The organism is Pseudomonas persica (genome assembly GCF_900291015.1).
In the GTDB taxonomy this organism is placed as follows: domain Bacteria; phylum Pseudomonadota; class Gammaproteobacteria; order Pseudomonadales; family Pseudomonadaceae; genus Aquipseudomonas.
In genome coordinates, this window is record NZ_OLKL01000022.1 from 39,532 (window position 1) to 58,539 (window position 19,008).

General features: G+C 63.8%; 21 protein-coding genes. 13 read left to right on the top strand and 8 right to left on the bottom strand.

What is annotated here, in order from left to right; all coding sequences use genetic code 11:
* Nucleotides 1-126: 126 nt before the first annotated feature.
* Nucleotides 127-1,167 carry a patatin-like phospholipase family protein gene (locus tag FQ664_RS11520; RefSeq protein WP_144172027.1) on the bottom strand — a complete coding sequence of 347 codons (1,041 nt, stop codon included), beginning with the start codon at nucleotides 1,165-1,167 and terminating at the stop codon, nucleotides 127-129.
* A 177-nt stretch (nucleotides 1,168-1,344) separates the two neighbouring features.
* Between FQ664_RS11520 and FQ664_RS11525 the strand changes: the two genes are divergently transcribed.
* The 3 genes from FQ664_RS11525 to FQ664_RS11535 all read left to right on the top strand — a co-directional run bounded on the left by FQ664_RS11525 (nucleotide 1,345) and on the right by FQ664_RS11535 (nucleotide 3,295).
* A complete protein-coding gene (locus FQ664_RS11525) occupies nucleotides 1,345-1,623 on the top strand; it encodes a hypothetical protein (protein ID WP_056800193.1) in 279 nt (92 codons plus the stop codon).
* A gap of 17 nt (nucleotides 1,624-1,640) precedes the next feature.
* Nucleotides 1,641-2,420, top strand: coding sequence for a CHAD domain-containing protein (locus FQ664_RS11530; protein ID WP_144172028.1), 780 nt, complete (start codon nucleotides 1,641-1,643; stop codon nucleotides 2,418-2,420).
* A gap of 77 nt (nucleotides 2,421-2,497) precedes the next feature.
* Nucleotides 2,498-3,295, top strand: coding sequence for an acyl-CoA thioesterase (locus tag FQ664_RS11535; RefSeq protein ID WP_144172029.1), 798 nt, complete (start codon nucleotides 2,498-2,500; stop codon nucleotides 3,293-3,295).
* Nucleotides 3,296-3,339: 44 nt separating this feature from the next.
* Here FQ664_RS11535 and FQ664_RS11540 read toward each other — a convergent pair whose 3' ends face one another.
* The 3 genes from FQ664_RS11540 to FQ664_RS11550 form a co-directional block, all read right to left on the bottom strand.
* Complete coding sequence (locus tag FQ664_RS11540) at nucleotides 3,340-3,708, bottom strand: Mpo1-like protein (protein WP_144172030.1); 369 nt, start codon at nucleotides 3,706-3,708, stop codon at nucleotides 3,340-3,342.
* A gap of 75 nt (nucleotides 3,709-3,783) precedes the next feature.
* Entirely contained in the window at nucleotides 3,784-5,262 is a 1,479-nt protein-coding gene (locus FQ664_RS11545; protein WP_144172031.1) for a methyl-accepting chemotaxis protein, read from the bottom strand.
* Between the two features lie 146 nt (nucleotides 5,263-5,408).
* A complete protein-coding gene (locus tag FQ664_RS11550) occupies nucleotides 5,409-6,206 on the bottom strand; it encodes a TatD family hydrolase (protein WP_144172032.1) in 798 nt (265 codons plus the stop codon).
* A gap of 157 nt (nucleotides 6,207-6,363) precedes the next feature.
* On the opposite strand from FQ664_RS11550, the gene FQ664_RS11555 reads away from it, so the two are divergent.
* The 4 genes from FQ664_RS11555 (at nucleotide 6,364) to greB (ending at nucleotide 9,339) form a co-directional block, all read left to right on the top strand.
* Nucleotides 6,364-7,770, top strand: coding sequence for an MltF family protein (locus FQ664_RS11555; RefSeq protein ID WP_144172033.1), 1,407 nt, complete (start codon nucleotides 6,364-6,366; stop codon nucleotides 7,768-7,770).
* Between the two features lie 114 nt (nucleotides 7,771-7,884).
* Nucleotides 7,885-8,322, top strand: a complete 438-nt coding sequence (locus FQ664_RS11560) for a DoxX family protein (RefSeq protein WP_144172034.1) — start codon at nucleotides 7,885-7,887, stop codon at nucleotides 8,320-8,322.
* Between the two features lie 223 nt (nucleotides 8,323-8,545).
* Nucleotides 8,546-8,854: a hypothetical protein gene (locus FQ664_RS11565; RefSeq protein ID WP_144172035.1), complete on the top strand. Its 309-nt coding sequence runs from the start codon at nucleotides 8,546-8,548 to the stop codon at nucleotides 8,852-8,854.
* A gap of 11 nt (nucleotides 8,855-8,865) precedes the next feature.
* Nucleotides 8,866-9,339 (top strand): transcription elongation factor GreB, encoded by a 474-nt coding sequence (gene greB / locus FQ664_RS11570; RefSeq protein WP_144172036.1) that lies wholly within the window; start codon nucleotides 8,866-8,868, stop codon nucleotides 9,337-9,339.
* Between the two features lie 126 nt (nucleotides 9,340-9,465).
* Here the strand turns inward: greB and FQ664_RS11580 are convergent, their stop codons facing one another.
* Both FQ664_RS11580 and FQ664_RS11585 read right to left on the bottom strand, forming a co-directional pair.
* A complete protein-coding gene (locus tag FQ664_RS11580) occupies nucleotides 9,466-11,973 on the bottom strand; it encodes an ABC transporter permease (RefSeq protein WP_144172037.1) in 2,508 nt (835 codons plus the stop codon).
* The gene (locus FQ664_RS11585; protein WP_144172038.1) at nucleotides 11,973-12,656 is read right to left on the bottom strand and encodes an ABC transporter ATP-binding protein; all 684 of its coding nucleotides are present in this window, start codon (nucleotides 12,654-12,656) and stop codon (nucleotides 11,973-11,975) included. Before FQ664_RS11585 ends, FQ664_RS11580 begins: the two co-directional genes overlap by 1 nt.
* Before the next feature lie 10 nt (nucleotides 12,657-12,666).
* Here FQ664_RS11585 and FQ664_RS11590 point away from each other — a divergent pair, with 10 nt between their 5' ends.
* The 3 genes from FQ664_RS11590 (at nucleotide 12,667) to FQ664_RS11600 (ending at nucleotide 14,710) form a co-directional block, all read left to right on the top strand.
* The gene (locus FQ664_RS11590; protein ID WP_178090982.1) at nucleotides 12,667-13,272 is read left to right on the top strand and encodes an arylesterase; all 606 of its coding nucleotides are present in this window, start codon (nucleotides 12,667-12,669) and stop codon (nucleotides 13,270-13,272) included.
* Nucleotides 13,273-13,330: 58 nt separating this feature from the next.
* A complete protein-coding gene (locus FQ664_RS11595) occupies nucleotides 13,331-13,621 on the top strand; it encodes a hypothetical protein (protein ID WP_013971899.1) in 291 nt (96 codons plus the stop codon).
* Nucleotides 13,622-13,732: 111 nt separating this feature from the next.
* The gene (locus FQ664_RS11600) at nucleotides 13,733-14,710 is read left to right on the top strand and encodes a L,D-transpeptidase family protein (RefSeq protein WP_144172040.1); all 978 of its coding nucleotides are present in this window, start codon (nucleotides 13,733-13,735) and stop codon (nucleotides 14,708-14,710) included.
* Nucleotides 14,711-14,842: 132 nt separating this feature from the next.
* Here FQ664_RS11600 and oprI read toward each other — a convergent pair whose 3' ends face one another.
* Nucleotides 14,843-15,094 (bottom strand): outer membrane lipoprotei OprI, encoded by a 252-nt coding sequence (gene oprI / locus FQ664_RS11605; protein WP_003259780.1) that lies wholly within the window; start codon nucleotides 15,092-15,094, stop codon nucleotides 14,843-14,845.
* Between the two features lie 507 nt (nucleotides 15,095-15,601).
* On the opposite strand from oprI, the gene FQ664_RS11610 reads away from it, so the two are divergent.
* The gene (locus FQ664_RS11610; protein WP_003259781.1) at nucleotides 15,602-15,883 is read left to right on the top strand and encodes a GNAT family N-acetyltransferase; all 282 of its coding nucleotides are present in this window, start codon (nucleotides 15,602-15,604) and stop codon (nucleotides 15,881-15,883) included.
* Nucleotides 15,884-16,023: 140 nt separating this feature from the next.
* Here FQ664_RS11610 and FQ664_RS11615 read toward each other — a convergent pair whose 3' ends face one another.
* Nucleotides 16,024-17,100 carry a 3-deoxy-7-phosphoheptulonate synthase gene (locus FQ664_RS11615; RefSeq protein WP_025338433.1) on the bottom strand — a complete coding sequence of 359 codons (1,077 nt, stop codon included), beginning with the start codon at nucleotides 17,098-17,100 and terminating at the stop codon, nucleotides 16,024-16,026.
* Nucleotides 17,101-17,331: 231 nt separating this feature from the next.
* On the opposite strand from FQ664_RS11615, the gene FQ664_RS11620 reads away from it, so the two are divergent.
* Nucleotides 17,332-18,279 (top strand): putative 2-dehydropantoate 2-reductase, encoded by a 948-nt coding sequence (locus FQ664_RS11620; protein ID WP_144172041.1) that lies wholly within the window; start codon nucleotides 17,332-17,334, stop codon nucleotides 18,277-18,279.
* A gap of 124 nt (nucleotides 18,280-18,403) precedes the next feature.
* The gene (locus FQ664_RS11625; RefSeq protein WP_015269711.1) at nucleotides 18,404-18,901 is read left to right on the top strand and encodes a universal stress protein; all 498 of its coding nucleotides are present in this window, start codon (nucleotides 18,404-18,406) and stop codon (nucleotides 18,899-18,901) included.
* Nucleotides 18,902-19,008 lie beyond the last annotated feature (107 nt).

Below are 19,008 nucleotides of genomic sequence, written 5' to 3' on the forward strand. Positions count from 1 at the left end.
GTTGTCTGTGCCGGCCCCTTCGCGGGTAAACCCGCTCCCACAGGTCCAACACAGGTTTCAAGTACTGTGGTGAACTCTGTGGGGGCGGGTTTACCCGCGAAGAGGCCAGTGCAGGCAGCACAAGGCCTAACGCTTCACCCCTTCATAGTTATCCAGCGTATCCCGCGCGATCTCCCGCCCCAGGGCAATCAGCTCCGGCGCCTTGTAGAACTCGAAAAAGCGACACACCCGCTTGGGCACGTTGATCAGCACATCCGGCGGATAGCCGGCGATCTTGTACTGCGCCAACGAAGTCTGCATGACCTCGAAACTCTGGTTGATCAGGTCCAGCAGCGAAGCGGGCCCCACGTTGTCGATGATGAACGAGCCGGTCGCCGACTTCGGCGCGCCCTCGTGCTCCGGCGCCGCCGCCGGTTGCTGGCCTTCCGGGTCGGCGGCATCGGCCAGCCACGGGTTCGGCGGCGCCAGCCCTTCGGCGACGATTTCCTGCTCGATGCGGATCAGCTCTTCCGCCGGCTTGCGCCGGAACGGCAAGCGCGACCCCAGCGAACTCAGCAGGGCATCGAAACGCATCTTGAACGCCGCCGGGCGTTCGATCACCGGCAATTGGTATTGCTTCTGGTTGGTGGCGTTGAGGTTGACCGCAATGATCAGGTCGCAGTGGCTGGACACCACCGGCACGATCGGCAGCGGGTTGAGGATGCCGCCGTCAACCAGCATGCGGTTGCCTTGCACCACCGGCGTGAACAGGCTGGGGATGGCCGCCGAGGCGCGCATGGCCTGGTGCAGGCAGCCCTCCTGGAACCAGATTTCCTGCTGGTTGGTGAGATCCGTTGCAACCGCCGTGTAGGGGATGCGTAATTGCTCGATGTTGACCTCGCCGACGATCTTGCGGATTTGCCCGAATACCTTGTCACCGCGAATCGCGCCGAGGCGAAAGCTGACATCGACCAGGCGCAACACATCCAGGTAGTCGAGGCTTTCGATCCAGTTGCGGTAGTCTTCCAGTTTGCCGGCGGCATAGATGCCGCCAATCACCGCGCCCATGGAGCAGCCGGCGATGCAGGCGATGTCGTAGCCGCGGCGCTCGATTTCCTCGATCACGCCGATGTGTGCATACCCCCGGGCTCCGCCCGATCCCAGTACCAGTGCCACGCGTTTGCTCATGAACATTCCCCGGCCAGTGCAACCATGGCCCTACAATGCACCCATCGCTGCCTGTGCTTCAATGTACATCGCGCTGAGCTACTGTAATAAAACTGGCCAGGCAAAGCTGGCTGGCAGGGCACTTTTCAGCTGCCGGGGCGTCGAACAGCCACCGTTTTTTCCATTGAGGTATTACCGATGAAAGCCTGGATCTGCCTTCCACTGATTGCCTTGGCCCTTGCTGGCTGCGCGGGCAAGACGGCCTACCGCGAGAGTTGTGCGACCCAACTGGATGCCGCCTGGAAGGAGCTGGACCTGGCCAAGGCCGAGGGCTTTGCCGGTGCCGTGAGTTACTCCAAGGCGTTATCGCTGCTGACCGGGGCCAAGACCCAGCAGCAGTTCGAAGGTTATGAAAGCTGTACCAACAAAGCCGAAAAGGCGCGTTTTTACATTCGTGAGTCTCGCGCCGGGCGCTGACCAGGGAGCGTCTTTCAATGTCTGCCATGCTCGATCATGTGGTTGCCCGGATAGTGGCCTTGCAGGTGCGCCTGCTGGCCTGCCGCGAACGCCTGGCTGCCGACACCGACAGCGAGGCCTTGCACGACCTGCGCACCACCCTGCGGCGCCTGCGCAGCCTGCTGCGGCCGCTGCGTGGGCTGCCGGGGGTGGAGCAACTGGAGGAGGCTGCCAAGTCGTTGGGTACCCTGACCACGCCGTTGCGTGACCGCGAGGTGCTGGCGGCCGAACTGATCGGGCGCGGTTTTGCCGAGGCCGGGCAGCAGCGTCTGGAAGGGCGTGCCAGGACCTTCGCCAGTGTTGCCGCCAGCCCGCAGCTGGCGCGGGTGCTGGCGATTGTCGACGCGTTTCCGCTATTCCTGCGTGCAGCCGGCCGCGAGGGCCTGGTCAAGGCGCTGGAAAAACGTATCGACAAACGCTTGGTCAAACAGTGGCGCAAGTTGCACCAGGCGCTGCAGGACCCGGCCCACGACCGCCATCGCCTGCGTTTGCTGATCAAGCGTGCGCGCTACGGTGACGAGGCCTACCCGCAGCTCGACCATGCGGGCAAGCAGTTGCGGCGCTTGCTGAAGCAGGCCCAGGGCGACCTGGGCGACTGGCATGATCGCCTGCAATGGTTGCTGCAGGCGCGCGATCATGTCGACCTGGAATCGTGCAAGGTCGCCTGGGAGCAGGAGTTGCACGAGGCCGAGCGCCAGTCGGATGTGACGCTGGATGCCCTGCAGCAGGCGCTGGCGCGGCGAAAGCCCGAAAAATGACCGATATGCGGGCTGATCGGCAAGGGTTTGCTGGCTAGGATGGGCAGACCTTTTTTGCTGTAGGCAGGAGCCGGCCAATGAATTTCAATCAACTGCTCGACGCCGTGCGGGCCAACCCCGATGCTGTCAGCATTCCGCCCAGCTGGGCCCAGGGCCGCGCCGCCTTTGGCGGGCTGATGGCGGCGATGGTGTATGAGGCCATGCGCCAGAAAATCTCCGATGACCGCCCTGTGCGTTCGTTGGCCATCAGCTTTGTGGCGCCGGCTGCGGCGGATGTGCCAATCCGCTTCGACGTGGAGGTGCTACGTGAAGGCAAGGCAGTCAGCACCTTGCTGGGCCGCGCCGTTCAAGACGGCCAGGTGGTGACCCTGGTGCAGGGCAATTTCGGCGCTGGGCGGCCGTCAGTGGTCGATGTGCCGGCGTTGCCGGCCATGGAAATGAAAGCGCTCGAAGAGGCGGCCCCCGAGCTGCCCCATATCAAAGGCGTTACCCCGGCGTTCATGCAACATGTGGCCTTGCGCTGGGCGGTGGGTGGGTTGCCGTTCAGTGGCAATCAGTCGCGCCAGATGGGCGGCTGGGTGCGTTTGCGTGGGTTGCCCGAAGAACCGGTCAACGAGGCGCACCTGCTGGCGTTGGTTGATGCCTGGCCACCGAGCCTGATGCCATTTCTCAAGCAGCCCGCTGCCGGCAGTACGTTGACCTGGACCATCGAATTCATGCAGCCCACGGCGCAGTTGTCGACCCTGGACTGGTGTCGTTACTGCGTGGAAACCGAACATGCGCGGGATGGTTATGGGCATGCCGCCGCTGCGTTGCGCACGGCAAGTGGCGAGTTATTGGCCCTCAGTCGCCAGACGGTTACCGTATTCGCCTGACCGATTCTGCGAGCGCTGTGCGCTCCTATCGCGACACAAGGCCATCACCGTCGATGCTTGTGCCGCTCTCGCCAGGCCCTCCACCAGGCCCCGCTCATCACGAAGCGCGGAAAGGTGATGAACTGCTCGGTCAGCAAGCGTTGCACGGCGTCCTTGCGGTTGGCGAAGGGTTCGGGTTGCTCGGCTTCCAGGCGATGGCCCTGGCGCTGCAGGCCCAGGCCGGCGATCAACGCAATGATGCCAACGGCAATCTGGCCCGGATCCAGGCCGAACAGGCCGGACAGAATCAGCAATGCGCCAATAATGAACAATGGCACGGCGATCAGGTGCAGCACCAGGTTGGTCGGGTGGCGGTGGTTATGGTGGTAGCCGCGCCATTGCCAGGTGGGCAGGTTGGGCAGACGTTTGCTCATGGGCATTTCCTCTCGGTCATGCCCAAAGCTTAGTGCGACCCCGGGGTGGGGGCCAATCGAGGCTGGCTATGGTGACTATAGCTTGAGCTGGCCAATGGCCTTGTTCAGTTCGCCGGCCAGGGTCGCCAGTTCGCTGCTGGTGGTCGCCGAGCCCACGGTCTGCTGCACGGTCTGTTCGGTGACATCGCGGATGCTCACCACGGCGCGGTTCATTTCCTCGGCCACCTGGCTTTGCTGCTCGGCAGCCACGGCAATCTGGGTGTTGCTTTCGCGCATCTGCGCCACGGCACCGGTAATCTCGGCCAGTGCTTCGCCGGCCTCCTGGGCCTGCCTGACGCAGTCATCGGCCTTGTACGAGCTTTCCTGCATGAACTCCACCGCATCGCGGGTGCCCGACTGCAGGGCCGAGACCATGGTGGTGATCTCGTCGGTGGAGGTTTGCACGCGCTTGGCCAGGTTGCGCACTTCGTCAGCCACCACGGCAAAGCCGCGGCCCAGGTCGCCGGCGCGCGCTGCTTCGATGGCGGCATTGAGCGCCAGCAGGTTGGTCTGCTCGGCGATGCTGTGGATCACACTGACCACGCCGTTGATCTTCTGGCTGTCTTCGGCCAGCTGACGAATCATCTCGGCGGTTTGCTGCACGCCACTGGACAGCCCGGAAATCGAATCCTGAACCCGGCTGACCACCTCCTGGCCGCTACCGGCCAAGGTGTCGGCGGTTTGTGAAAGGTCACGGGTGGCGCCGGCATGCTGGGCGATGTGGTGCACCGTCGCCGACATCTCATTGATGGCGGTAGCGGCCTGGTCGGTCTCGCTCTGCTGGCCGAGCATGCCGTGGCGCACGTCGCTCATGCTCGCTGCCAGGCGCGCGGCACCGGAGTCCAGTTGTGCAGCGGTGTGGGCGACGGTGCTGACCACGCGGTGATAAGTCGCCTGCATGGCGTTGAAGGCCCCGGCCATCTGGCCGACCTCGTCGCCACAGGCCAGCGGCACGCAGGCCGACAGGTCGCCGGTCTTTTCCACGTGGAGCATCACGTCCTTGAGGGTGTTGAGCTGGCTAAGCAGGAAGCGGATCAGCAGCTGCGAGGCGCCGAGCATGGCCAGCATCAGCACCAGTACGCACACCGCGTAGTTGCTGAAACGGTCGAAGAACACCTGGCGCAGGCTCGGCGACTGGGCCAGCACGGCCATTTGCTGATCGCCGTTGCGCAGCACCTGCGCGCCATGTAACGGGTTGTTGCCGAAGAGCCGGGCGGCGGGCAGTTCGACCCAGCCTTGGGCGTTGCGCAGGGCCTCGAGGGGCTCACCGGCGAAGGTCGGCGTTTGCCCGTCCGACCAGCTGATGACGTTGCCCGGGCGGGGTAGCGGCTGCCCGGCCGGCCAGGCAGCCAGCAGTTGGGCCTGCGCGGCCGCCTGGGCCTGCGCGGCCTCGGCGCGGGCGCGCTGCTCCAGGTGCACGGCATAGAGCACCAGCAGCAAAGTCGTGACAAAGGCCACCGCGTTGACGGCCCAGAACTTGTACTTCAAGGAAACATTGCTAAGCCAGGCACCCATGGGCAGGTCTTCTCTGAGTTGAGCGGAAACAATATCGGCAAGGTGCCATCATTGTGCCTGCATTCGTCAGGGCCTTTCTTGATGTGTATCAAGAAAATTCCGCTGCCTGTGATGGCCCTATCGCCGGCAATAGGGCCGTTACAGCTTCAGGATATCTGGAAAAACGCCCGCGCCGTTGCCGTGGTATGCGCGGCCGTATGCTCGGCCGACTCACCCCGGTGCAAGGCCACTTCGCGCAACACCTCCGGCAGGAACGCCGGCTCGTTGCGCCCGTTCTTCGGCTTGGGTCGCAGGCTGCGCGGCAGCAGGTAGGGCGCATCGCTCTCCAGCATCAGCCGCCCCTCGGCAATGTTGGCCACCAGCGGATGCAGGTGGGTGCCGCGGCGTTCGTCGCAGATCCAGCCGGTAATACCAATGTGCAGGTCCATGTCCAGGTAGGCGAACAGCGCGTCGCGCTCGCCGGTAAAGCAGTGCACCACCGCGCCGGCCAGATGGTCCCGGTAATCCTTGAGGATCGCCAGCAGGCGTTCGCTGGCGTCGCGTTCGTGCAGGAACACCGGCAGGCGCAGCTCGGCAGCCAATGCCAGCTGTGCCTCCAGGGCTTTTTCCTGCAGCGGGCGAGGGGAGAAGTCGCGGTTGAAGTCCAGGCCGCATTCGCCCACGGCACGCACCCGTGGTTCATTCAGCAACTGGCGCAACTGGCGCTCGCTGGCGGCAACCCAGGTCTTGGCATCATGGGGGTGTACGCCTGCTGTAGCGAACAGGTGCGCGCCGCTCGCATCCAGTTGCTGGCACAGCTGCAGCGCCTGTTCGCTGACCGCCAGGCTGGTGCCCGTCAGTATCATCTGCGTGACCCCGGCCTCGAGGGCGCGCTCGACGATTGCCGCCTGCTGGTCGTGGAAACTGCTGTTGGTCAGGTTGACGCCGATATCGATCAGTTGCATGGTGCTACCTCGTGCCGCGGGGCGGCCAGCATAGCAAAAGCCGTGCTTTTCTGAAAAAACCAAGAACTTCATGCTGTTGCCGTGGTCTTTTACCGTCATTTCTCTCTTGGCGGTGCAACCCATGGATGCCGCCCACCGACCACGGACACGTTTTCGCATGCTGCGATGCTGGCTCATTTTCCTGCTGACGCTTGGGCTGGCCTTGACAGGGCCTGCCCAAGCGCGCGTGCCAGGACCGCAGCAGAACATCCCGCCGGCCAAGGTCCGTGACCTGCAACAGATTCGCACCAGCCAGGTGCTGCGGGTGCTGGTCAACCAGAGCCGCAACAGCTCTGGTGAGGTCAAGGGCGAGCCGGTTGGCATCGAATACTATCGCCTGCGCGCCCTGGAACATTACCTCAATGCCCGCGCTGCCGACGGCCAGGAGATCCAGCTCAAACTGGTTCCGCGGGCCAAGGAGCAGTTGTTGGGCGCCCTGGCCCGTGGCGAGGGTGACCTGGCCGCGCCGGGCGAGCTGCTCGACCCCGGCGTGGTGCGCGGGGTCAGCAGCAGCGCACCGGTGCTCGACCAGGTGCCGCTGCTGCTGGTGGGGCGCAAGGGCGAACGCAGCTTCAGTCATGTCGAGCAGTTGTCCGGGCGTACCGTGGCCTTGACCAGCGCCAGTGCCGCCGGCCCTTTGATCCAGCAGGTCAACCAGCAACTGGCGCTACGCAAGCGCGCACCGATCAAGGTGGAGTGGGTCGACTCGACCCTGGCGGTGGAGGATGTGCTGGAAATGGTCCAGGCCGGCATCTATCACCTGACCGTGGTCGAGCAGCCGATTGCCCGGCGCTGGGCGCGGGTGATGCCGAGGCTGCGCCTGGACAGCCGCGTGAAGTTGGGGGCACCGCAAGCCATGCGTTGGTATGTGGGGCGCGACGCGCCGCAGTTGCTGGCCACGGTCGATCGCTTTCTGCAGGGCTATCGCGCGCCGGACAACCAGGACGCGGCGTTCGAGCGCATCTACCGCCGCCAATACCGGGTGCACAACCCGTTGGCCAACAAGAATCGCCAGCGCCTGAGCGCGCTGCGGGCGGTCTTGCAGAAACACGGTGAGGCGCAGGATATCGACTGGCTCAACCTGGCCGCGCTGGCCTTCAAGGAGTCCACGCTCAACCCGGTGGCGCGCGGTACCGGCGGTGCCCATGGCCTGATGCAGATCACCCCTTCGGCAGCGCAGCGCGTAGGGGTGAGCAACACCGCCACGGTGGATGGCAATGTCCAGGCCAGCGCCCGCTACCTGGCGCTGATCCGGCGCAAGTTCTTTGCCAGCGCCAAGATCAACGAGCGCGAGCGCATGGCCTTCGTACTGGCGGCCTACAACCTGGGCCCCGAGCGGGTCCAGGCCATGCGTGCCGAAGCGCGGCGGCGCGGGTTGAATGGCGACCAGTGGTTCTTCCAGACCGAACGCATCGCCATGGAGCAGGTGGGCATGGGGCCAGTCAACTTCGTCAACAGCGTCAACAAGTACTTTGTGGCGTTCAACCGGGAGCGTGCCGCGCTGGAGCGTGTGACGAAGCGCTAATAAATCGATTTTATCGATTGTTATGTTGGGTTTTTTGCGGTTTCAATATCTATTGAATTGATTATTATGGCGCCCATCCCAACCCAACTTCCCCCGCTTGAAGGACGCTTCCACATGAACAACACTACCCTCAACGCTCTGTTCTCCACCCGTGCCGGCGCTGGCCTCAGTGTCATCCGCATCCTGGTTGGCATCATCTTCATGGCGCATGGCGCGCAAAAGCTGTTCGGCCTGTTCGGTGGCTATGGCCTGGAAGGCACCGGCCAGTGGATGGAAAGCATCGGCCTGGCTCCGGGTTACCTGATGGCCCTGTTGTCCGGTAGCGCCGAGTTCTTCGGCGGCCTGGCCCTGGTGATCGGCTTGCTGGCCCGCCCCGCGGCCCTGGTTTTGACCGTGACCCTGGTGGTGGCGATCTTCTCGGTGCACATCGGCAACGGCCTGTTCATGTCCAACAACGGCTATGAGTTTGCCCTGGCCCTGCTGGCCGGTACCGTCGCGGTACTGATCGAAGGCGCTGGCCGCTTCTCGCTGGACCGCCTGATCGCCCGCTGATACACCGCAAGCGGCAAGATACAAGCCTCAGGCCGATCACTTTCGGGCTGAGGCTTGTATCTTGCCGCTTGTAGCTCTAGCATACCGTCTGCGCCGATTTAAACAGCTACTTGCGGGGCGCAGGAAAGCCCCTTTCCGGGTCATCCGAAATACCGCTAAAGCGCTGGTTCGGTGACGCCTCCCACCGCTGCCCAGCGGGATTCGCGAGGCGGAGAGAAGCTCCATGAGTTGCCCACGTACCAGTGTCTGTTTGAGCCCTTTGCCTGCCAGCCAGGCGTCCCGCACACCGCGCATCCTGCTCGGTGGCCAGCATCAACCCACTCTTTTACGTCACCTCGAAGGCATGTCCCGACGCAAAGGCCAGGCGCGTGCCTTTCTGATCCAGTTCGTCGATACCGCCTGCCACCTCGCGCAGTATGGCAATGACCGTTTCGACCTGGCTGTGATTCAGGCCCCGGCGCCGGACGAGGCCGCCGAAATCATCGGCCACCTCACCCGCATCGCGCGCCAAGGCCTTATTACCCGCCGCTGAGGAGCGCGCTGTTGAGCACCAACATCATCACCACGCAAGGCCATGAGGCGCTGAAGAAAGAACTCGACCACTTGTGGCGGGTGTACCGCCCGGAGATTACCCAGAAGGTTACCTGGGCGGCGTCGCTGGGCGACCGCAGCGAGAACGCCGACTACCAGTACAACAAGAAGCTGCTGCGCGAGATCGACCGTCGGGTGCGTTACCTGCGCAAGCGTCTTGAAGATGTGAAGGTGGTGGCTTACTCGCCGCAGCAGGAGGGCAAGGTGTTTTTCGGTGCCTGGGTAGAGATCGAGAACGATGAGGGTGAGACCATGAAGTTTCGCATTGTCGGCTATGACGAGATCTACGGGCGCAACGACTACATCTCGATCGACTCGCCCATGGCTCGTGCCTTGCTGAAGAAGGAGGTGGGTGATGAGGTGGTGGTGCACACGCCTACCGGTGAAGCGACCTGGTATGTGAACAGCATCACTTACGGCCAGTGAGTTGATATTGCCTGTGCCGGCCTCTTCGCGGGTAAACCCGCTCCCACAGGTCCGACACAGGTTTCAAGTTATGTGGTGAACCTGTGGGAGCGGGTTTACCCGCGAAGAGGCCGGCACAGGCTGTCATCAACCCTCGCGTAAAACCGCCAACGGGCTGGCATTCAACGCCCGCCGCGTCCCCAGTACCCCCGCACCGCCCACCAGCAATGCCCCTGCCAGTGGCAATACCAGCAACCACGCATGCGGGCTCCATTGCAGGTCGAAGGCATAGCGGTACAACACCAAGGTAATCAGTTCACACCCTACAGCGGCCAATAGCCCGCTCGCCGCCCCGAGCAAGCCGAACTCGATCCGCCGCGCCCTCACCAGCAATGGCCGCGCCGCGCCCAGTGCACGCAGCAAGGCGCCCTGGCGGATGCGCTCGTCCAGCGTTGCCTGCAAGCCAGCGAACAGCACCGCCAGCCCGGCCGCCAGCACGAACAGCAACACATACTCCACCGCCAGGGTGACCTGGGCGAGGATGCTGCGCAGTTGATCGAGCAAGGCGTCCACCTGCAGGATGGATACCGCCGGGAATGCCCGTGATAGCGCCACCACATCCAGGTCATGGCCAGGTGCCAGGTAGAAGCTGGTCAGGTATGTGGTCGGCAGCCCCTGCAGCGTGCCGGGTTGGAAGATCATGTAGAAGTTCGGCTGGAAGCTGTCCCAGTGCACGCTGCGCAGGCTGCTGACCCGGGCCTGGCGCTGCTGGCCGCCGATATCGAAGGTCAGCAGGTCGCCCAGTTGCAGCTTCAGGCTGCTGGCCAGTTCCGCCTCCACCGACACACCGGGGATTGCATCTTCGGCGGGCGACGCCTGCCACCAGTTGCCCGCCGTCAGAGCATTGCCTTCGGGCAGCTCGGCCGCCCAGGTCAGGCTAAGGTCGCGCTGCACGGCGCGCTCGCCTGCCGAGTCCTTGCTGACCACCTGCTGCACCGGTTGCTCATTGATTCGCACCAGGCGGCCGGGTGTCACCGGGTACAGCGGCGCCGAGGTGGCGTTGACCTGTTGCAGGCGTTGGGCGAAGGGCTCACGGTCATCCGGCAGGATGTTCAGGGCGAAATGGTTGGGCGCATCCTTGGGCAGTTGCGCTTGCCAGGTGTCGAGCAGTTCCGCGCGCAGCAGGGCGACCAGGGCCATGGCCAGCAGGATCAGGCCAAAGGCCAGGGCCTGACCAGCGGCGGCCATGGGGTGACGCAGCAGTTGGCCCAGCCCCAGGCGCCAGGTCAGTGGGGCCCCGGCCAGCAACTGGCGCAGGCTGCGCAAACCGAGCAGCAGCAGGCCACCGAGCAGCAGCGCGGCGACCAGGCCACCACCGAGCAGGGCGAAGGTGAGCAGCAGGTCGAGGCTCAGGCGCCACATGATCAGGCCCAGGGCGAACAGGGCCGCGCCGTACACCAGCCAGCTGCTGGGCGGTATCGGCAGCAGGTCGCGGCGTAGCACGCGCAGCGGCGGCACCTGGCCCAGGGCGGCTATTGGCGGCAGGGCGAAGCCGGCCAGGGCCACCAGCCCGGTAGCAATGCCGGCCAGCGCCGGGATGATGCCGCCTGCAGGCACCACGCTTGGCAGCAGGCCGTGCAGCAGGCGGAACAGGCCTAGCTGGGCCAGCCAGCCGAGCAGGGCGCCGGCCAGCGCGGCGACCAGGCCAAGCATGGCCAATTGCACGCAGTACAGGCCCAGAGCCTGACGGCGCGATAGGCCCAGGCAGCGCAGCAGGGCGCTGGCGTCCAGGCGGCGTGCGGCATAGCGGCTGGCCGACAGGGCCACGGCGACGCCGGCCAGCAGCACCGCCACCAGGCTAGCCATGTTCAAGTAGCGTTCGGCCTTGCCCAGGGCTCCGCCGATCTGCTGGTTGCCATCGCGGGTGTCGCGCAGGCGCTGGTTGGCGGCCAGGTTCTTTTTCAGTGCTTCGCGGTACTGGGCCAACGCTTCGGCATCGCCGCGCCACAGGTCGCGGTAGGTGACCCGGCTACCCGGCTGGACGACGCCGGTGGCTTGCAGGTCGGCCAGGTTCATCATTACCCGCGGGGTAAGGCTGTAGAAGTTGTTGGCGCGGTCCGGTTCGTAGGTCAGCACGCGGCTCATGCGCAGGCTTTTCATGCCCACGTCGATGCTGTCGCCAACCTTCAGCCCCAGTGCCGCCAGCAGGCGCGGTTCGACCCATGCCTCGCCAGGTGCCGGGCCACCGCCCGGGGTTTCTGCGGCATAGGGCGCCATGGCACTGCGCACTTGCCCGCGCAGCGGGTAGGCGCCATCAGCAGCCTTGACGCTGGACAGCTGGATGCCGTTGTCGCCGCCGACCACGCTGGTGAACTCGACCACCTGGGCGTGGCGCAAGCCAAGCGCCTTGCCAGCATCAATCTGCTGCTCGTGGGCCGGGGCGCTGCCCTGCAGCACCAGGTCGGCACCGAGGAACTCGCTGGCGCGCAGTTGCATGGCGCCGTTGAGGCGGGCGCCGAAATAGCCGATGGCAGTGCTGGCCGCGACTGCCACCAGCAGGGCGAAGAACAGTACGCGCACTTCGCTGGCGCGGATGTCGCGCAGCAACTGGCGCAGGGCCAGGCCACACAGGCGGGACAGCGGCATGTGGGTCATCAGGCCTCCACCGGGGCCATCAGGCGGCCCGCATCCAGGCGGATCTGGCGGCGACAGCGGCGGGCCAGGCGTTCGTCATGGGTAACCAGCACCAGGGTGGTGCCGCGCTCCTTGTTGAGTTCGAACAGCAGGTCGCTGATGCGCTCGCCGGTGTGGCTGTCGAGGTTGCCGGTGGGTTCGTCGGCGAACAGCACTGCCGGCTGCGCGGCGAAGGCACGGGCAATGGCCACCCGTTGCTGTTCGCCGCCCGACAGTTGGCGCGGGGTGTGGCTCAGGCGCTTGCCCAGGCCGACCCGCTCGAGCAGGGTGCGCGCGTGTTCGCGGGCATCGCGGCGGCCGTCCAGCTCCAGCGGCAGCATGACGTTTTCTAGAGCGTTGAGGCTGTCGAGCAGCTGGAACGACTGGAACACGAAGCCCACATGTTCGGCGCGTACCCGTGCGCGCTGGTCTTCATCCAGCGGCCCCAGGTCGTGGCCAGCGAGGATGACCTTGCCGGCACTGGGCTGGTCGAGGCCGGCGAGCAGGCCGAGCAGGGTCGACTTGCCCGAGCCCGAGGCGCCGACGATGGCCAGGCTGTCGCCCTGGGCCAGGTCGAGGGACAGCGCGTGCAGGATGGTCAGGTCACCTTCCGTGCTAGGGACGACTTTGCTAAGGTTCTGCGCAACGAGAATGCTGGGGCCCATGGAGAATCCGATGCGAGTGTGGTGGTTGAGTGCCGGTCTGGCCCTGTATTGCCTGGCCCAGAGCGCGGTGGCGGGAACACTGCTGGTTGTCGGCGATAGTATCAGTGCCGGTTTTGGCCTGGATAGCCGCCTGGGCTGGGTGTCCCTGTTGCAGGCCCGCCTGCGGGACGAAGGTTTCGACGACAAAGTGGTCAATGCATCGATCAGCGGCGACACCAGTGCCGGTGGCCAGGCGCGGCTGCCGGCGCTGCTTGCAGCGCACAAGCCGAGCCTGGTGGTGCTGGAACTGGGTGGTAACGATGGACTGCGCGGGCAGCCGCCCGCGCAATTGCAACAAAATCTTGCCTCGATGATCGAGAGTTCGCGCAAGGCCGGTGCCAAGGTGGTGCTGCTGGGCATGCGCCTGCCACCCAATTATGGCGTGCGTTACACCACCGCCTTCGCCCGGGTGTATGAACAGCTGGCGGCAGAAAAGCAGGTGCCGTTGGTGCCGTTTTTCCTCGAGGGGGTAGGGGGCGTGCCTGAGTTGATGCAGGCGGATGGTATTCACCCGGCCCAGGCCGCCCAGCAGCACCTGCTGGAAAATGCCTGGCCGGCGATAAAACCCTTGCTGTGACGCTTTAAACGGCGCCGGCTTTCGGCTAATGTTGCGCCCCCCGTTTCGAGTGCCACCGATGCCGCGCCCCGCCTGGTCCCTGTATGCCTACCAATTGATCGAGCCTGATGAGCAACTCGACCTGTTCGCTTGTCAGGAAATCCGCGTGCACCTGGTGGCGCGCCAGCTCGAGCTGGGTGTGCCGGCCGACCGTACCCTGTGCGGTGGCCTGTTGCCGGCGCAACCGCGCTGGTCGGGGGTGCCGCGCTCGATCTACCGCGACGGCCGCCTGTGCGACCTGTGCCGGGCCATCCTCGATGCCCAGCGGCGCGGCATGCGCCCGGTGTGGCCAGAGCTGCAGGGCGGCTGAACGCCGCACCTTTCATCATCTGAAACGCTTGCATGGCGCCAATGCCTCCCGCTTGCATCGGCGCGGGTGTACAATCGATTCTCTTGACCCACCTTTCGAAGGATTTACCGGATGTTGCCGCGCTTTCCTGCCGTCACCCGTAGCCTGTCCCTGGCCGCCCTGCTGGTAGCAGGCCCCGCTGCTGCGCTGGAGCTGCCACTGCCACCACCCGGTGAAGACATCATCGGCCAGGTGCAGGTGATCAAGGCAAAGTACGAGGACACGTTCGCCGATATCGGCACTGCCAACGACCTCGGCTACCTGGAAATGATCGCCGCCAACCCGGGCGTAGATCCATGGCTGCCAGGTGCGGGCACCGAGATTATCCTGCCGACCCGCTATATCCTGCCGCCGGGCCCGCGTGAAGGCATCGTCATCAACCTGGCCGAATACCGCATGTACTACTTCCCGAAAGGGCAGAACGTGGTGCATACCTTCCCGCTGGGCATTGGCCGTGAAGGCTGGGGTTCGCCGATCGCCAACACCAAGATCACCGCCAAGACGCCGAACCCGACCTGGACCCCGCCGGCATCGATCCGCGCCGAGCACGCGGCTGATGGCGACATCCTGCCGAGCGTGGTGCCGGCCGGCCCGGACAACCCGCTGGGGCCGTTCAAGTTCACCTTGGGCGTGCCGGGCTACCTGATCCACGGCTCGAACAAGAAGTTCGGCATTGGCATGCGTACCAGTCACGGTTGCTTCCGCATGCTCAACAACAACGTGCTGGAACTGTCGAAGTTGGTGCCGGTGGGGACGCCGGTGCGCATCATCAACGAGCCTTACAAGTTCGGTATCAGTGGTGGCAAGGTCTATCTGGAGGCGCACACGCCGCTGGACGACCAGGGTAATCCGTCGGTAGTCGATAAACACACCGCTGTTATCAACGCCTTGCTCAAGCGTGAAGACCTGGCCAATAACCTACGCATGAACTGGGATATGGTGCGTGACGTGGTGGCCGCGGAAGATGGCATGCCGGTGGAAATTGCCGTGCCGACCGAAAACCAGGGTGGCGCACCAATGGTTTCGAGCATTCCGCCCGAACTGCAGTAAGGTATTTGCGACACACACGGGCCTGCCTTAGTGCAGGCCTTTTCGTTTCTGCCCGGCGCGTTTGCCTTGTGCACAGGCAATAAAAAAGCCGACCCACAAGTGGGTCGGCTCCATAACAATCCGTGAGGATTATTACTTGCGGCTGGCTTTGTCCAGCATACGCAGAGCGCGCTCGTTGGCTTCGTCAGCGGTCTGCTGAGCCTTCTGAGCGGCTGCCAGTGCGTCGTCAGCCTTACGGTAGGCTTCGTCAGCACGAGCTTGAGCGCGAGCTGCTGCGTCTTCAGTCGCAGTCAGACGAGCTTCGGTTTCTTTGGATACGCTGCTGCAACCGGTAGCCAGAACTGCGGCCAGAGCCAGAGCAGAGAATTTCAGAACGTTGTTCATCGTGTTCCCCTTCAAGGACTTTCTATTAAATAGCCATCTCTCGGAAAAGAGAAACTGGCCGGCGTACATAGTACCCATTACTTGTAGTAAGTAAACTGACTAAGCGCAAGAACTGCAAAAAAAATGTTGCTTGACGCCTTTCCGACAAGATTTGCGACACGGCTGTGAAAAAAACGTACAGGGTTCGCAAGCGGTTGTAGCACAGGAACTTTTTTGTTGAACTAACGGTGACTTTAACTGTCCTTCAGCGTCTTAAGCCCTAGTACATCCGGTGGCTGCTGGCGTGCAAGCAAGAGTCGCTCTGGCTGCGTTTTCGCCATTTTTAACCGCCACCACCTTGAGCAATCCCGCCTGCGGCGCCTACTATCTTGTGAGTGCCAGAGGATCCGAACGATTGCAATCGTCCAGTGGTCCAAGGGGGCAACAGGTGGCATAGAGGATTCTGTGCCGGATAAACCACCATCGGTTAAGGTATGGGTCTGCCGAGAAGACCTGCGAGGAGTAGTGATGAGCGAAGCGCTGACCATCCACCATGACCAGGCCGGTCATCAGTTCGAGACCAGTGTGGACGGTCATCGTGCCTATCTGACGTACATGGATCTGGGTAAGCAGACGCTGGACATCTATCGCACCTTCGTACCCAACGCCCTGCGAGGCCGCGGGATTGCTGCCGCCCTGACCGAACGGGCCCTGGAGTACGCTGAACAGATGGGCTACACGGTGATTCCGTCCTGCTCGTATGTGGAGCGCTACATGGAGCGCCAGCAGCGGCATTCGAGCAAGGTTTAAGTTTCTGAATTAAAAAAAGCGGGGCCGCTGCGCGCCCCATCGCCGGCAAGCCAGCTCCCACATTCAAAGCATTACGCTGTACATGTGGGAGCTGGCTTGCCGGCGATGGGGCGCGCAGCGGCCCCGTTTTTTGGGATCAATCAGCCGCGCTTACGCTGCGGCAGAACATCCTTCAGCTTGGTGCGCATGCTGCGCAGGGTCTTCTCGGTAGCCGACCAGTCGATGCAGGCATCGGTGATCGACACGCCATACTGCAGCTCGTCCAGGTTCTTTGGAATCGACTGGCAGCCCCAATTCAGGTGGCTTTCGACCATCAGGCCGATGATCGACTGGTTGCCTTCGAGGATCTGGTTGGCGACGTTCTCCATCACCAGCGGTTGCAGGGCCGGGTCCTTGTTGGAGTTGGCGTGGCTGCAGTCGACCATGATGTTGGCCTTGATCTTGGCCTTGGCCAGGTCCTGCTCACAGAGGGCGACGCTGACCGAGTCGTAGTTCGGCTTGCCGTTGCCGCCGCGCAGTACCACGTGGCCGTACGGGTTGCCCTTGGTGGTGACGATCGACACGCCGCCTTCCTGGTTGATGCCGAGGAAGCGGTGCGGCTTGGACACCGACTGCAGGGCGTTGATGGCGACAGTCAGGCCGCCGTCGGTGCCGTTCTTGAAGCCGACTGCCGAGGACAGGCCCGAAGCCATCTCGCGGTGGGTCTGGGATTCGGTGGTGCGGGCGCCGATGGCCGACCAGCTGATCAGGTCTTGCAGGTACTGCGGGGAAATCGGGTCGAGCGCTTCGGTGGCGGTCGGCAGGCCCATTTCGGCCAGGTCCAGCAGCAGCTTGCGGCCGATGTGCAGGCCGTCCTGGATCTTGAACGAGTCATCCAGATACGGGTCGTTGATCAGGCCTTTCCAGCCGACAGTGGTACGTGGTTTTTCGAAATATACACGCATGACCAGGTACAGCGTGTCGGACACTTCCTCGGCCAGCACTTTCAGGCGCTCGGCATACTCGTGGGCGGCCTTGATGTCGTGGATCGAGCAAGGGCCGACCACGACGAACAGGCGATGGTCCTTGCCGTCGAGAATATTGCGCACCACTTCACGGCCGGCAGTCACGGTCTGCAGGGCCTTGGCGCTGAGGGGGATTTCCTTCTTGAGCTGATCGGGGGTGATCAGGGTCTCGTTGGAGGCAACGTTCAAGTCATCGATCGGTAAATCAGCCATCGTGTTACTCGTCAGGTCACGGTGCCGGCCGCCAACTATCCCCGTGCGGCCCAGCAGCAAGAATAATCGCAGCGGGGAGCCGAACCTTAGCGCGTTACAGGTGGCGCGACAATGGGCTGGGCCCAGTCCGTGTGGGGTTTTTCCAAGATGGCAGGTGTTTGCCGCGCATGGGCTGCCCAGCGCTGCACAACCTGTGTAATAAAGAGGGCTGACTTTTACCTGGAGATCGGCATGCATCCACACGCACCACGTATCGGCATCATCGGCAGTGGCGCCATCGGTGGCTTCTATGGGTTGATGCTGGCCCGGGCCGGCTTCGATGTGCATTTTCTGTTGCGCAGCGAGTACGGGGTTGTTCGCGAGCAGGGGGTGGCGCTGGACAGTGCCGTGCATGGCACCTTGCAGATGAAGGTGCAGGCTTATGCCAGTGTCGCCGACATGCCGCTCTGTGACTGGTTGCTGGTGGGGGCCAAGACCACCAGCAATGACCAGCTGGCGCCGCTGATCGTGCAGGCAGCCGCACCGGGCGCCAAGGTGGTGCTGCTACAGAACGGTCTGGGCATGGAGGAACAGTTGCGCCCGGCCTTGCGCAGCGACATGCACCTGCTCGGCGGCCTGTGTTTCATCTGCGTCAACCGCCAGGCGCCAGGTGTGATCCGCCACCAGGCGCTGGGTGCGGTCAACCTCGGCTACCACAGCGGGCCGGCCAGCGACGGTGGTGTCGCGCTGGTCAATGAAGGTGCGGGGCTGTTCCAGGTCGCGGGCATCGACTCGCAGGCCATGCCCAATCTGGCCCAGGCACGCTGGCAGAAGCTGGTGTGGAACGTGCCCTACAACGGCCTGTCAGTGCTGCTCGGCGCCAGCACCGCGCCGCTGATGACCGACAGCCATAGCCGCGCCCTGATCCAGGCCTTGATGGCCGAGGTGGTGCAGGGCGCGGCGGCGTGTGGCCATGTGTTGCCCGAGGGTTATGCCGAGCACCTGTTCCAGGTGACCGAGCGCATGCCCGACTACTGGCCTAGCATGTACCACGACCATGTCTACAAGCGCCCGCTGGAGCTGCGGGCCATCTATGCCGAGCCGTTGGCGCAGGCGCGTGCGGCAGGCTGCCGCTTGCCGTGCATGGAGATGCTGTACCAGGCGCTGGCTTTCATCGACCGTGGCGAGCTGCCCTGCTAAGGGTGGCTTTGGCCTGGCCGGGGCTCTCCAGCCCGCGCCAGCAGCACGCCGGACGGCAAAGCGCGTGTCCGGCGCGCTGCTAAGCTGAAGCTTGCTCTGCCGCAGCGGCAGTCGAGGAGGTCGAATGATTCACTCCATGCTGTACGCCACCGACCTCGGTGTCTACGCCCCTTTTGTCATGCAACACGCGCTGGCGCTGGCGCGCACATTCGGCGCCGAGTTGTATGTGATCCACGCAGTAGAGCCCATGGGCCAGTTCGCTGAATCTCTCCTGCAAAGCTACCTCGATGAACAGACGCTCGACCAGCTGCACAGCCAGGGGGTGAACACGGTGATGGCCAATATCGAGCAGCGTGTGCTGGAAAATTTTCGCGACGAACTGGGTGAGGAGGCCGATCTGGCGGTGATCAAGGCCGTGCGGGTACGTCAGGGCGATCCGGCGCAGGTGATCCTCGACCAGGCGCAGCGGCTGAGCGTCGACTTGCTGATTTTCGGTAGCCACAGTGCTGGCGCCGGCGTGGATGTGCCATTGGGACGCACGGCGGTAAGGCTGCTGCAGCTGTCGCCAGTGCCGGTGTACATGGTGCCGCTGGCGCAGCATTTGGGGCGTAGGAAAGCATGAAGATGGCCGTAGGCTATTTCCGGGGGCATGTAACAAAATAGTTCTAGATTTATTTCCGAAACCACTAATATAGTTATATATCGTCGCTGCCTGCTGCCGCGGACTCA